The 13,386-nt window shown below is 72.4% G+C and carries 13 protein-coding genes and 1 pseudogene; 5 read left to right on the top strand and 9 right to left on the bottom strand.

The window, feature by feature from the left end:
- Positions 1-5: 5 nt before the first annotated feature.
- Genes ABZX67_RS05605 through ABZX67_RS05595 form a run of 3 tightly spaced genes read right to left on the bottom strand, consistent with a single transcriptional unit; the run spans position 6 to position 3,126 of the window.
- Positions 6-1,136 carry an FAD-dependent oxidoreductase gene (locus ABZX67_RS05605; protein ID WP_355354991.1) on the bottom strand — a complete coding sequence of 377 codons (1,131 nt, stop codon included), beginning with the start codon at positions 1,134-1,136 and terminating at the stop codon, positions 6-8.
- Between the two features lie 38 nt (positions 1,137-1,174).
- Positions 1,175-2,149 carry a cyclase family protein gene (locus tag ABZX67_RS05600; protein WP_355354988.1) on the bottom strand — a complete coding sequence of 325 codons (975 nt, stop codon included), beginning with the start codon at positions 2,147-2,149 and terminating at the stop codon, positions 1,175-1,177.
- Entirely contained in the window at positions 2,128-3,126 is a 999-nt protein-coding gene (locus ABZX67_RS05595; protein WP_355354986.1) for a fumarylacetoacetate hydrolase family protein, read from the bottom strand. Before ABZX67_RS05595 ends, ABZX67_RS05600 begins: the two co-directional genes overlap by 22 nt.
- A 130-nt stretch (positions 3,127-3,256) precedes the next feature.
- Here ABZX67_RS05595 and ABZX67_RS05590 point away from each other — a divergent pair, with 130 nt between their 5' ends.
- The gene (locus ABZX67_RS05590; protein ID WP_355354983.1) at positions 3,257-4,171 is read left to right on the top strand and encodes a LysR family transcriptional regulator; all 915 of its coding nucleotides are present in this window, start codon (positions 3,257-3,259) and stop codon (positions 4,169-4,171) included.
- Between the two features lie 239 nt (positions 4,172-4,410).
- Positions 4,411-4,704: a hypothetical protein gene (locus ABZX67_RS05585; protein ID WP_355354980.1), complete on the top strand. Its 294-nt coding sequence runs from the start codon at positions 4,411-4,413 to the stop codon at positions 4,702-4,704.
- Between the two features lie 126 nt (positions 4,705-4,830).
- Here ABZX67_RS05585 and ABZX67_RS05580 read toward each other — a convergent pair whose 3' ends face one another.
- From ABZX67_RS05580 to ABZX67_RS05555, 6 genes are all read right to left on the bottom strand, one after another.
- Complete coding sequence (locus ABZX67_RS05580; protein WP_355354977.1) at positions 4,831-5,022, bottom strand: lasso RiPP family leader peptide-containing protein; 192 nt, start codon at positions 5,020-5,022, stop codon at positions 4,831-4,833.
- 83 nt (positions 5,023-5,105) lie between these two features.
- On the bottom strand, positions 5,106-6,548 hold the full coding sequence (locus ABZX67_RS05575) for a serine/threonine-protein kinase (protein ID WP_355354974.1): 1,443 nt from the start codon (positions 6,546-6,548) through the stop codon (positions 5,106-5,108).
- Entirely contained in the window at positions 6,545-7,354 is an 810-nt protein-coding gene (locus ABZX67_RS05570) for an FHA domain-containing protein (RefSeq protein WP_355354971.1), read from the bottom strand. Before ABZX67_RS05570 ends, ABZX67_RS05575 begins: the two co-directional genes overlap by 4 nt.
- Before the next feature lie 89 nt (positions 7,355-7,443).
- Entirely contained in the window at positions 7,444-9,474 is a 2,031-nt protein-coding gene (locus ABZX67_RS05565; protein ID WP_355354968.1) for a family 43 glycosylhydrolase, read from the bottom strand.
- A gap of 87 nt (positions 9,475-9,561) precedes the next feature.
- On the bottom strand, positions 9,562-11,076 hold the full coding sequence (locus tag ABZX67_RS05560; RefSeq protein ID WP_355354965.1) for a peptidoglycan DD-metalloendopeptidase family protein: 1,515 nt from the start codon (positions 11,074-11,076) through the stop codon (positions 9,562-9,564).
- A 133-nt stretch (positions 11,077-11,209) separates the two neighbouring features.
- On the bottom strand, positions 11,210-11,413 hold the full coding sequence (locus tag ABZX67_RS05555; RefSeq protein ID WP_355355268.1) for a hypothetical protein: 204 nt from the start codon (positions 11,411-11,413) through the stop codon (positions 11,210-11,212).
- On the opposite strand from ABZX67_RS05555, the pseudogene ABZX67_RS05550 reads away from it, so the two are divergent.
- The 3 genes and pseudogenes from ABZX67_RS05550 to ABZX67_RS05540 all read left to right on the top strand — a co-directional run.
- Positions 11,319-11,717, top strand: a pseudogene (locus ABZX67_RS05550) (penicillin acylase family protein); the annotation flags it as partial. The gene ABZX67_RS05555 and the pseudogene ABZX67_RS05550 overlap by 95 nt on opposite strands.
- Positions 11,718-11,796: 79 nt before the next feature.
- Positions 11,797-12,360, top strand: coding sequence for a penicillin acylase family protein (locus ABZX67_RS05545; RefSeq protein WP_355354963.1), 564 nt, complete (start codon positions 11,797-11,799; stop codon positions 12,358-12,360).
- The gene (locus ABZX67_RS05540) at positions 12,357-13,382 is read left to right on the top strand and encodes a penicillin acylase family protein (RefSeq protein ID WP_355354960.1); all 1,026 of its coding nucleotides are present in this window, start codon (positions 12,357-12,359) and stop codon (positions 13,380-13,382) included. Before ABZX67_RS05545 ends, ABZX67_RS05540 begins: the two co-directional genes overlap by 4 nt.
- The last annotated feature ends 4 nt before the right edge of the window (positions 13,383-13,386 follow it).

Below are 13,386 nucleotides of genomic sequence, written 5' to 3'. Positions count from 1 at the left end.
CGCGGTCACGGCAGCTCTCGCAACATGGTCATGGTGCGGGCCATCAGACCCGGTACGTCGGCGTCGCGGACTCCGTCGAGCTGCCACTGGCCGATCCGGACGGACGCCTCCACGACCGGGCGGACCCGGGCGATCCGCCGCTCGTAGTAGGCCTGGAGCAGGTCCCCGTCCCAGTCGTCGGCGGCGGTGAGCATCCCGGCGAGGACCCAGGCGTCCTCCAGGGACAGCGCCGCACCCTGCGCGAGGGTGGGCGGACAGCAGTGGGCGGCGTCCCCGACCAGGACGACCCGGCCGCGGTGCCACGAGCCCTCGACCAGCAGCCGGTCGAACCACGTGTAGTTGACCTTGGCCGGGTCGGTGATCGTGGCGGTGATGGCGGGCCAGGCGCCTCCGTAGGCGGAGGCGATCCGGCGCATCTCCTCGGCGTACGACCCCGCGGGCAGGGAGGCGCGGTCGCGGTTCCTCTCGACGACGTACGCGTAGAGGGTCGTGTCGCTGGTGGGGCAGTAGCCGGCGATGAACGCCGGTCCGCCGTAGGCGAGGTCGGTGCGCTCGACGCCCACGGGCCGCGGGGCGGCGACGCGCCAGATGGCCATGCCGGTCGGCTCGGGCCGGTCCGCGATCCCGATCTGCGCGCGGGTGGCCGAGCTCAGTCCGTCGGCGGCGATCACCAGGTCGTAGCGGTGCTCGGTGCCGTCGCTCAGCCGGACGGAGACACCGGTCGCGTCCTGGTCCAGGATCGTGGCGGTGGTCCCCAGGCGGACGGTCGTGCCACCGGCGCGGACGGCGTCGATCAGGATCCGCTGCAACCGGGGACGCTGCATGCCGACCGTGGCCGGAAGATCGTCGCCGCCGGTGCGCAGGTCGCGCTGGACGTGCAGGACGGTGCCGTCGGGCGCGGTGATCCCGACCGACCCGAAGGGGAAGCCGGACCTCTTCACCCGCTCCCACACGCCGAGTTCGCGCAGGACGCGCAGGGCGTTGCCCTGGAGGGTGATGCCGGAGCCGGCGGTGGCGTTCCAGTCGTCCTTCGCCTCGACGAGGTCGACGCCGATCCCGGCGCGGCTCAGCAGGATCGCGGTGGCGTTGCCGGCCGCCCCGCCGCCGATGACCAGGACCTTGCGTGGTGTGCTCATGGGGAACTCCCTTGTTCCTCAGACCTGTCGGCCCGGGACTACTTGACGGCGACGGGGTTGACGGGGGACCCGACGGCGCCGGTGATGGGCAGGGGCGCGGCGGTGAGCCAGAACGCGTACACGCCGTCGGCCGCGCAGTCCTCCGCCAGGGCCTCGAAGTCCCACATCTCGCCGACGAGCAGCCCGATGTGCGGGATGACGACCTGGTGGAGCGGCTGGAAGGCGTGGTCGAACTCGTTGGGCCGCACCTCGAAGCCCCACGTGTCGGTCGCGATCGCGGCGATCTCACTGCCGTGCAGCCAGGACGCCGTGGTGAAGGACAGGCCGGGGGCCGCGCCGCCGGCGTAGTCCCCCCACCCGTCCCGGCGTACTCGGGCGAGCTGTCCGGTCCGTACGAGGACGATGTCACCGCGGCCGACCGTGACCCCATGGGCCTGGGCAGCGGCCGTCAGGTGCTCCTCGGTGATGGCGAAGCCGTCCGGCAGTTCACCGTCCTGGCCGGCCGTCCGGCCGATGTCGAGGAGCACGGCGCGCCCGGCGATGTGCGGGGCCATGTGCTCGATGCCGGTGACCTGGTCGCCGTCGGAGGTGACGACCTGCTCGGCCGGGCGTCCGTTCCACGCCCTTCCGTGGTCGAAGATGTGCCCCAGGCCGTCCCACTGAGTCGAGCACTGCAGCGGCATCGCGATCACGTCGTCGGCGCCTCCGATGCCGTGGGGGAGGCCTTGGTTGCCCAGGGCCGCGTCCGTACCCGTGTCGAGCATGGTGTGGACCGGGTTCGTCCGCCGCCGCCAGCCCTTCTGCGGGCCGTCGATGTCGAAGCGCTGGGAGAGGGAGAAGCTGACGCCGCGGCGGACGAGCGCCGCACCTTCGCGGCGCTTGGCCTCGTCGAGGAAGTTGACGGTGCCCAGGCGGTCGTCCTCGCCCCAACGGCCCCAGTTGGAGCACTCCTTGGCAGCCCGGGCGATCGCGGCCTCGGGGTCGGCGCGGTTCACGCCTCCTCCGCGACACATCGCGTGCGCTGCGCGCCGAGGCCGGTGATCGAGGCGTCCATGACGTCGCCGTCGCGCAGCAGCCGGCCCCAGTGCATGCCGTTGCCGGCGGGGGAGCCGGTGAGCACGAGGTCCCCGGGCAGCAGCCGGGCGGTCCGGGAGGCGTACGCCACCATGCGCGCCACGCCGAAGATCATGTCCTTGGTGGACTCGTCCTGCATGACCTCGCCGTTCAGCTTCAGCGTCAGGCGCAGGTCGCCGGTGTCGCCGACGGACTCGGCCGGCACGATCCACGGGCCCAGCGGGGTGAAGCCGGGGGCGTTCTTGCTGCGCAGCCAGTCCGTCCCGATCTGCGGCATGTCCCGGCGGAACACCGTCGCCCGGTCGGTCAGGTCGTTGGCGATCGTGTAACCCGCGACGTACTCCAACGCCTCCTCGGGGGACACCCGGTACGCCGGCCGGCCGATCACCGCGGCCAACTCCAGCTCCCAGTCCGGCTTCTCGGCCCAGGCGGGCAGCGTGACGTCGTCGTACGGTCCGGTGACCGCGCTCGGCAGGCCGATGAAGACGTACGGCAGGTCCTCGGCGGCCCGCCGGTCCATGATGTCGGCCGCCTCGGCCCGGCGTTCCTCCTCGGAGCGCTCGTCGCCCGGCGCCCGGTGTGCGACATGCAGGTCGATGACGTGCTGCCGGTAGTTGGCGCCCGACTGGAAGACCTGCCGCGGTTCGACCGGGGCGAGTACTCGGAAGTCCGACAGCGGGCGCCGGACGGCTCCCGCATCGGCCGCGAGCTCCCGCAGTCGGGGAAGGATCGCGGGCCACCGCTCCAGCAGGTCCCGCATCGTCAGCGCCGGGTCGGCCAGCGCCGTCCGCAGGTCCACGGCCTGCCCCTCGGCGTCGACGAGGGCGGGGAAAGCGGGGCCTTCGGCTGCCGAAAGGGTGCCGAGGGCGAAGGGCCCGGAGAAGAGCGCGGAAGCGGATTCAGGTTTCACCGACATGTCCTCCTGATTGCGTTGGGCCTAATCTGGACCCGCACCAAGCAATCAGGGAAATAGATTCTGTGGATCCCTGAGATCGGTGAAACAAATAGCGCGTGCTGATGCCGCTTCCGAGAAGGGACTCCGCGTCGTGAACCTCGCCCGACTCGACCTCAACCTCGTCGTCGCGCTCCGCGCCCTCCTCGAGGAGCGCAACGTCACCAAAGCCGGACAACGCGTCGGACTCAGCCAGCCCGCGATGAGCGCCGCCCTGGCCCGCCTGCGCCGCCACTTCGGCGACGAACTGCTCTCCCGGGTGGGAAGCCAGTACGAACTGACCGCCCTCGGCCAGGTGCTCCTGGACCGCACCGCCACCGCGTACGACGTGCTGGAACGCCTCTTCACCAGCCAGGCGGCCTTCGACCCGGCCACCGAGACCCGCGAGTTCCGCATCGTCGCCTCCGACTACGCCGTCGACGTCTTCGGCGTCGAACTGGCCCGCGTCATCCACGAAGAGGCCCCGGGCATCCGCCTGCGCTTCACCCGGACCCCCCTCACCGTCGTCGACGACACCGCGAGCCTCCTCAGCGCCACGGACGGCCTCCTGATGCCCCACGGCGTCATCAGCGACTTCCCCGCCACCGACCTCTACGACGACCGCTGGGTCTTCGTCGTCGCCGACGACCACCCCAGCGTCGAGGACCGCCTCACCCGCCAGGACCTCGCCCGCCTGCCCTGGGTCACCTACCAGCGCACCTATGACGCCCCCGCCGTGCGCCAGCTTGGCATGCTCGGCATCGAACCGCGTGTCGAGGTCTCCGTCGACAGCTTCCACGCCCTGCCCGCGCTCGTCGCCGGCACCCGCCGCATCGCCCTCGTCCAGGCCCGCCTCGCCCGCATGCTCGCCCCCCTCGCCGCCGTACGCGTCCTCGACCCGCCCTACGAAGCCGTCCCCCTGCGCGAAGCCCTGTGGTGGCACCCCGTCCATACCCACGACGCCGCCCACATCTGGCTCAGGGAGACCGCGGCCAGGGTCGGACGCCGCATCGCCGACACACAGGCCTGAGGTCTCCCGCCTCCGCCTGACCGGAGAGTATCCATCCGGTGGATCGGGACCATCTCCACATCGAATGGCGCGAGGGGTGGGCAGGAGGCACACCCGGACGCATAGTCGAAGGTGTGATCAGTGCCCGGGTGGCCGGGCACTCGAGGTCCGCGCGGTCTGCGGCCCGTGGCCCGCGGCTATCGGACGCCGGGCGCCGCGGTGCTGCGCCGGACGACCAGCCGGGGGGCATCGTGGTCTGCATGGCTCGGTCGCGCCGTCCCTCGACGCGTGCGATCAGCATCCGCGCGGCGGTCGCGCCCATGGTGCGCCCGACCAAGGCGATGTCCCGGTGCCCGAGCGCGACGAGGTGGTCGACCACCAGCCCCGCGCCCAGATCGTCCGCGTCGACCACGGAGTCGTGCACGTCGGAGGTGCCGTGGTGGCCGACCGTCTGGACCGCCGGCACCTGGACCCTCGTCCCCGGCCTCTACACCTTCGCCACCGCCCGCGACTCCCGCGCCGTGACCGCGCAGAGGACCGTCGGCATCGGCTGACAGCGCTGTTCACCGGTGCGCGTGGTGTGAGGCCCGTCGTCTTCGACGGCGGGGATGTACTCAAGGGCGGACGCCGCCCCGCGGCCCGGTGAAACCGCGAACCAGCGTCCACCACAGGCCGTACGGTCAGCCTCCGGGGGTCAAGAAGCCGCTGAAGCCGTCCCACACCCACCCCGCGTATCCGCGGGTGGCCTCGGCATAGGACCCTGCCTCGACCAGCACGGGCGGCTCGTATACCTCAGCCTCTTCGATGTGCGAAACCTCGCCCGTACCTACCCCTTTTCGTTGAAGGTGACATGGACCCTTCTGATGGGTCATGTCCCCCTCCGTCTCCTTCGAAGACACGGGAACGCACACCCAGGAGTGAAGCGGTGAAGGCGTGAACGGGGTCCACCCCCCCGTCAGCGCACGGCCGCGGCGTGCGGGCACTCCGGCAGGGGCGGCCGGTCCCTGGTGCGTACGGCGGGCAGCCAGGCCGCGGGGGGTGTGGAGCCGGGTGGGAGGCGGACGCGGAACCAGTGGGTGGACCGCAGGTCCTCCTCGTCGATGATGGGCTGCCCGTCGGGCACTTCGCAGTCCGCGGTGAGGACGTCGCCGTGCCACACCCTCGTCGGGACGACGTTGTCCGCGGTGTAGGGCCGCACAGGATCGATCGCCAGGCCCAGACTGCACTGCGGGTCCCGGTCGACCCGGTCCTGGCAGCCCCGCTCCGCGTTGAACACCCGGACCGTGCCGACCGTCGCGCCCGCACGGCCGGGCGGTGCGGACGAGCTCGCCCGTACCGCGTCCGAGCACAGGGTCGCGCCGGCGATCCCGCACAGCGCGGTGGCGAGGACGGCGGCGCGTGCCCGGTCCCGCCGCCGCCCCGCCCCCACCTCGGGCCCCTCCCCCTCCCGGGCGGTGATGCGCGCGAGCAGGCTCTCGGCGGTGTGGGGAGCGCGGGCCGCGTGGGTCGGTGCGAGGCAGTCGGCGATCAGCGCCCGCCAGAACGGCGGCACGGCGTGGTCCATGCGCAGCGGGGCGCGCCCCGCGCCGTACTCCTGGACGGCGGCGCCCCGCGCCATGGGTGTGGCCCCGGGGAACGGTGATTCCCCCGACGCGAACACCTCGTGGATGACGATGCCCAGGGCCCAGATGTCGGCCGTCGGCCGGACCTGCACACCGAGTTCGCCGAGGGGCGCCCTCCAGCGCTCGGGCGGCAGGTAGTCCAGGGTGCCCATCGGCGGCGCGTAGCCGTGCGTCCCCGTCAGCTCGGTGGCGAGGCCGAAGTCCGACAGCTTCACGGAACCGTCCTCGCCCAGCAGGACGTTCTCCGGCTTGAGATCCGCGTGGACCCAGCCCGCCCGGTGGAGATGGGCGAGCCCCTCGCAGATTCCCGCGATGAGCCGGGCGCGATCGGCCTCGGGCACCCCCGCGTCGACGCGTTCCCGCAGACTGCCGGCGGCCCGTTCCATGACCAGCACCAACGCGCCCTCCAGGGAAGGGAGGTCGGGTGCGGGGAGGACGAACGACTCCAGCAGGCCGATCAGCCGGGGATGCCCGGCCCTGCGCCCGAGCTCCACCTCGCGGCGGGCGGACTCCACGATCCTGCGCGCCTGCCGCGGCGCCAGCCCGGCGGTCGGCATGATCTTGAGCGCGACCTCGGTGGGGCCCGGGGCCCCGCCCGCGGGGAGCCCGCCGGTGCCGCCCGGGTGCTCGTCGGCCGGCCTCGCCGCGTAGACGGTGGACCAGCCTCCGGACCCGATCAGCCGGGTGACCACCCAGTTGCCCACCCGGTACCCGGGCGGGAGCAGCTCGCTCCGGTCGTACTCCGCGGTGTCTCCCACTCTGTGCGGCGCTGTCATCGTGCGGCCGGCCGCTCCCGCCCGCCGGCCCCCGTCAGGGGCGGCAGCAGCGCGAGGTGCTCTTCCCGTACGAGCCCGAACCGGAGCGCGAGCCCGACGATCTCCTCCCGTTTGCCGTTGCGGCGGTCACCCTTGCCGGGTTCGTGGGCGTCCGGGGCACCCATGCGCAGCTTCTCCTCGGCGAGGTAGTCGATATGCGAGCTGACCGCCCGCGCGGTCAGCGCACCGCAGGTGACGTGCCCCCTGAGCCGCTCCACGATCTGGGGGGTCGTGGGGACCGCCACGCGGGACTGGTCACGCAGGCGCGGTTCGCACAGCGCGACGAGAACCAGGAAGTACGTGGCCGTCTCGTCCAGGGAATACGCGGTCACCGTGCTGGTTCCCCATGGAACGCCCATGGCGTCCGGGTCCAGATAGAGGTGGTCGGGGGCGAACACCTGGAAGGAGATGGTGACATCACCGCGGGTGGGCAGCACCACGCGGGAGAACTCGAACGGGATGGGCGCTCCGACCCGGCGCGGCGCGACCCTCAGGTATTCCCCCGCTCCCTCCGGATTCTCCACGAGGTAGCTGTGGGTGGTGCTGTGGTTCGTCAGCTGCCAGTGGTCGTCGGTCACGCGGATCTCCCCGGCGAGCCGGGAGATCGCCGGATCCGCGAGGCGCAGCTCGACGGGAACCGCTGTGGAACCCCGTCCGAAGCGGGCGACCTGGCCGGGACCGAGCCGTAACGTCACCGCCTCACCGCGCGGTTCGCCGCCGTCGGCGCCACCGTTCCCCTGCGGCAGATGGACGACTACGCCGCTCACCGCTGCCCCCGTTCCCCTCGTCAGACTTTCCGGACGAGCCGAACGATACTCATCGATCAGGGGTTCACCGGCGTACTTCGGCCACTCGCTCAGCCGGCGGGAGCGCCCGACACGAGGGGCGCGACCGCGCGCTCGCCGAAGGCCGCCCAGGGGCGCCATCCGCCGCTCGGCCGGTCCTGGACACGGGTCCGTATCCTGCCCGCGACGGTGACGGCGAAGACGTGCAGCCGCCCGGAGGAGTCGAGCGCGGCCGTGGGCGTGGCGGCGAGCCTCATGCCGGGCTCGCCGAACTCCCCGCCCGGATGCCAGTCCCCACCGGGAGCCACCTGCCAGCGGTGGCTCAGTCGGGCGCCGCCGGGCGACAGGGAGAGCGCCTCCAGCCGGCCGTCGGCGTTGGTGGCGAGAGCGGGGGCGGCCGCGCTCCAGCCGAACAGCGGCAGCCACTCGCCCCAGCCGCCGCTCGGCACGGTCTGCCGCCGGACGAAAGTCCCCACGCCCGACGGTCCGATCGCGGCGACGGTGAGCCTGCCGCTGCCGTCCCTGGCCACCCGGGGCGCGGCGCCGGCCGCGGTGCCGAACCGGTGCCATGCCGCCGTCCAGGGGCCACCGGTGGCCTCCTGCCAACGGTGGTGGATCCCGGCGCCGCCGGGCGACAGGGCGAACACCTCCAGCCGGCCGTCCGCGTTCGCCGTGACCGCCGGTGGCGCGCCCGCCGCCGCACCGAAGCCGGGCTCCCACGGGCCCCAGGCGAGGGACCCGGGTGCCCCCTGCCGTCGCCGCGCGACGGACGCGCCGCCCGGGCCGAGCGCGAGGACCTCCAGCCGGCCGTCGGCGTCACGGGCCACGGCAGGGGCGGCGCCGGCCGGGCCGCCGAACTCCTCCCAGGGGTGCCAGCCGCCGTCCGGCCGCTGCACCCGGTGGTGCAGGTTGGCGCCGCCCGGGGCGAGCGAGAACACTTCGAGCCTGCCGTCGGCGTTGCGGCCGAGTGCGGGAACGGCGCCGGCCGGTCCGCCGAAGGGCTCCCACTCCGACCAGGTGTCCGCGTACGGGTCGGTCTGGACGCGCCGCAGCATCGAGCGGTCGGTGGCGTCGAGCGCGAACACCGTGAGACGGCCGTCCACATCGCGGGCGGCCACGGGGTTGTCGGGGCTTTGCCACGGCGGTGGCGTGTCCCGCCAGTGCAGGGGCGCCACGTACAGCCCGTTCCGGAACCAGCCCGCGGCGGTGGCGTACCACGCCTCCCCGTCGCCGACCACCTCGACGGCGTGACCGGGCACATGCCCCGCGTACCCGGCGAGCTCGAAGCGGAACGGGTCCCGCGACGCCAGGACGTCGGTGCCCTCGTAGCCGTTGCGCGGACCGATGAACAGGTAGTACCAGCCGTCCCGTTCGACGACGCACGGCGACTCCGTGACGGAGACGGTCGCGTCCGTGCTCGCGTCGGTGAACGCGACGCCCGGCTCGCTCCAGTGCAGCAGGTCGGCGGACCGCCGGAAGGCCACGACATGGTGGCCGCCCGCGGCCGAGAGTTCCGTGTAGTACATGACCCACTCGCCGCCCACCCGCAGCACCATGGGGTCACGCGCCGCGAGCCCCCGGAACAGCGGGCCGGAGGGTTCGCGGGTCCAGGTGAACAGATCGGTCGACGTGGCGAGGTTGATCGCGGCACCACGCTCTCCGCCCGCGGCGTAGAACATCCAGAACCTGCCGCCGGCCTCGACGACGTGCGGCGCCCACAGGTGTTCCTCGCCGAAGTAGGACGGGTCGACGGTGAGCGCGTCGGCGTGGGTGGTCCACGGCCCGTACGGGCTCGACGCGGAGGCGTGGGCGAAGGCGATCTCCGCCGCACTGTCCGGGGACTCGCCGCGCGGCGCGCTGTCCCCGACGATGGCGAACACGTGCCAGCGGCCCTGAGCCTTGATCAGCGTGTGGTCGTTGAGGTAGCGCGGGCCGGCGGGGCCGGACGGGTCGTAGACGTACGCGAAGGGGCCCGCGCCGACCCAGTACGGTGGCGGGATGGCGCCCGGGGCCGCGGCGACGGCCGGGCCGGCGCCCAGGAACGGGAGCGCGCCCGCCCCGGCGGCGCCGCGCAGCAGGCTCCGTCGGCTGATCGGAAGCACGAGGTCCCTCCAGAGGGGCCGTGTGGCCGGCCGTGCCGTACGGGCGCGGCCGGCCAGGGGCCGTGGGTGTGGGGTGTTCGGAGACGGTCAGTCGAGGGTGGGGCCGGCGGTGTCGTTGACCCACGTCCATGCGGACCAGGTGGCGAAGCCGGTCTGCCATCGGTGGAAGGTGCCGGCGTGGCTGGTGCCGAAGATCTCGATGCGGCCGTCGGCGTTGGCGGCGGCGGTGACTTCGGTGCCGCCTGTCCCGAAGGGGGCCCAGTCGCTGTAGGGGGCGTTGACGGCGCTCTGCCACATGTGCATGGCGGTGCCGCCGTTCATGGCGAAGACCTCGACGCGGCCGTCGGGGGTGCGCTCGCTGGTGAGCTGGGCGTCGGCGGGGCCACCGGTGGGCTCCCAGTCGGACCAACTGGTGGCGCTGGTCTGGTACTTGTGGAACACGCCGACCGGGCCGGAGGCGAAGACCTCCAGGCGTCCGTCGGCGTTGTGGTCGACGGTCAGGTCGCGTCCGCCGCCGCCGAAGGCGCCCCACGGGGACCAGCCGCCGTTGGGGGCGGTCTGGTACCGGTGCTCGAAGGTGCTGCCGTTGAGGGCGAAGACCTCCAGGCGTCCGTCGGGTGCCTTCCCCATCTCCACGCGGCTGTCGGCGGGGCCGCCGCCCGTGGGCTCCCACTCCGACCAGCCGCCGTTCGGGGTGACTTGGTACTTGTGGAACAGCCCGACCGGGCCGGACGCGTAGACCTCGATGCGGCCGTCGGCGTTGACACCGGCAGCGGTGTCCCGGCCGCCGCCGCCGAAGGTCTCCCAGGCCGACCAGCCACCGGACGGGCTCGTCTGCCAGCGGTGCTGGAAGGTGTTCCCGTTGAGGGCGAACAGCTCCAGGCGGCCGTCGGCGTTGGGGGCGAGGGCGAGTTCCGCGTTGGCGGGCCCGCCGAGGGCTTCCCAGGCCGACCAGTCGCCGTTGGCTTCCCGCTGCCAGGCGTGGTGGACGCCGTCGGCTCCCGCGGCGAACACCTCCAGGCGCCCGTCCGCCGACCGCGCCGACACGACCCGGCCCGACTCCGCCGGATACACCAGCGGCCGGGGCCGCGGGCCGCTGCCCGGGGTGCAGGGCAGGACGACGCCACGCTCCGCGAGGTAGTCCTCGGGGTCGATGCCGTACGAGGCGGACCGGTCTCCCCAGATCCGCAGATGGAGGTGGGGGCCGGTGGAGTTCCCCTCGGAACCCATCAGGGCGATCTGCTGGCCGGCCACCACGTGGTCGCCGACGGAGACGTCCCGCCGGGACATGTGGCCGTACTCGGAGATCCTCCCGTCCGGGTGCTGGACGCGGATCCACTGGCCGTAGTCGCCGGTGTACCCGGAGATGGTCACCTCGCCGTCGCCCACGGCGTAGATCGGCGTCCCGACATCGTTGGCGATGTCGACGCCGTTGTGACGGCTGTGGAAGTGCTGGGACACGAAGCCGGCGGCCGGGCAGGCCGCGGTGGCAGCGGCGGCCCGGGCCGCGGCCGCAGGCGCGGGTGCCAGGGCCGGCAGCAGCAGGGCGGCTGTCGCCGCGAGAACACAGGCCTGTGCGCGTCGGGAAAGACCACGAAGCACGAAACCCTCCTTACCCATGAGGCCGAGCGGCCGGGAGGTAGGGAAGGTAGCAACGGGCGGACGCCGGGGGACCCCGGAAGATGACGGACTGACAGGCGGACGCACTTCGGCTAGGAAGCGCCGCTTCATGGCGTCACCTCGCCACACCGTGCCCGGCGGCATGCATCATCGGGATTTCATCGCTCCTCCTTAGCGTGGCCGCGTTCGGGCGACGGCCCGTCGACAAAGGGAAGGACGGAGCGATGGCGTGGAGGAGACGCGGATCGAGGCTGCCGATGGCGGTCACGGCCGCGGTGCCGGTGATGAGCACGATGGCGGCCACCGGTTCGGCGGCCACGGGAGCGGCCGCCGCCGGACCGGGGCCGGACAGGCCGACGATCCGTTACACCGAGTACGGGATACCGCACATCATCGCCTCGAACTGGGAGGACCTGGGAACCGGCTACGGATACGCGGCGGCCAAGGACAACATCTGCACCCTGGCGGACACCTATCTGATGGTCAACGCCCAGAGGTCCCGCTATCTGGGACCCGACGGCAGGGCGAGCCCCGGCCAGGACCAGAACACCACGTCCAACCTCAACAGCGACCTCTACTTCCAGCGGATCAAGGACAACCGGGTGGTGGAGCGGCTGCTTGACCAGCCCGCCCCCAACGGACCGGAGCCGGAGGTCAAGGAGGCCATTCGCGGGATACAACAGGTACCTGTCCGAGACGGGCGTGAACGACCTCTCCGACCCGGCCTGCCGCGGCGCGGCCTGGGTGCGGCCCATCACGGAACTGGACGTCTACCGGCACGCGCACGCCGAGATCATCATGGGCAGCGCCGATGCGCTGCTGGACGGCCAGGTGAACGCCGCACCCCCGGGAGCCGCATCTCCGGGAGCCCCGGCCGCGGCGCCGCCGGCCTCCTCGCCCGCCGAGACCGCGAAGAAGATACGCGACGCCATGGCGGTGAGCCGTAAACAGGGCATGGGCAGCAACGCGTTGGCCGTGGGTTCACAAGGCGTGTCCGGGGGCACCGGCATGCTGCTGGCCAACCCGCACTTTCCGTGGCAGGGCAAGAACCGGATGTGGCAGAGCCAGCTGACGATCCCGGGGAAGGTCAACGTCTCCGGAGCGAGCCTGCTCGGATTCCCCGCGGTGAACATCGGCTACAACGAGAACGTCGCCTGGAGCCACACGGTCGCCACCGTAGCTCCGTTCGGGCTGTTCGACGTGCAGGTCGATCCGCTGAACCCGACCAAGTACCTGGTCGGGTCGACGGCGTGTGGGAGCAGATGACCTCCCAGCAGGTCGGCGTCGACGTGCGGAACGCGGACGGCACCCTCGGCAGGGTCACGAGGACGCTGTGGTCCACCCGTTACGGCCCGATCACCACCTCGCTGCAGGGCGTCCCGCTGCCCTGGGTGGTCAGCGCGCACGCGGTGCGCGATGTGAACATGGACAACCTGCGGGCGTTGAACACCTGGTTCCGCCTCGACCAGGCCAAGGACGTCCACGACGTGGTGAACACCCTGGAGACCACGCAGGGCGTCCCCTTCTTCAACACCGTCGCCTCCGACCGCAAGGGCAACGCGCTGTACGCGGACATCCAGGCCACCGCGAACATCACCGATGAGCACGCCCGGTCGTGCCTCACCATGACCGGTCAGCTGCTGTTCAACCCGGGGCTGCGGCCGTCGAACGTACCGCCGGTCTCCATCTTCGACGGCAAGCGCAGCGCGTACGACTGGCCCGACGACCCCAACGCGGTCGCGCCGGGACTCATGGACCCGCACAAGCAGCCCCGCCTGATCCGGTCCGACTTCGTGGGCAACGCCAACGACAGCGCCTGGCTGGCCAACCCCGAGCAACCGCTGTCCTTCCCCAAGGTGATGGGCGACACGGTGACGCCCCGGTCGCTGCGCACCCAGGAGCTGATCCTGACCGCGCGGAACCGGATCAACGGCACCGACGGCCTGCCGGGCAAGGGCTTCACACCGCAGACCATGGGGAAGCTGCTCTTCGCCGGCAACAGCAGGGCGGCCGACCTGGCCCTCAACGCCACGGTGACGGCCTGCCGGAACGCACCCTTCGGGCTCGTCCTGGTGGACGGCAACCTCGTCAACGTGAGCGAGGCCTGCCCGATCCTGGACGCCTGGAAGGACCACGACTACACGGCGGACAGCCGGGGATCCTGGCTGTTCGCGAACTACTGGGTCCGCCTGCTCGGCGGGCAGTCGATCGACAAACTGCCGTGGCGGGTGGCTTTCGACCCCAAGGACCCGGTCCACACGCCCAACTCGCTCGTCTCCGGCAACTAAGACC

It is taken from the genome of Streptomyces sp. NPDC003036 (genome assembly GCF_040611175.1).
GTDB lineage: Bacteria > Actinomycetota > Actinomycetes > Streptomycetales > Streptomycetaceae > Streptomyces.
The sequence above is the reverse complement of the archived record's forward strand: the minus strand, read 5'-3'. Positions and strand labels throughout refer to the sequence as shown.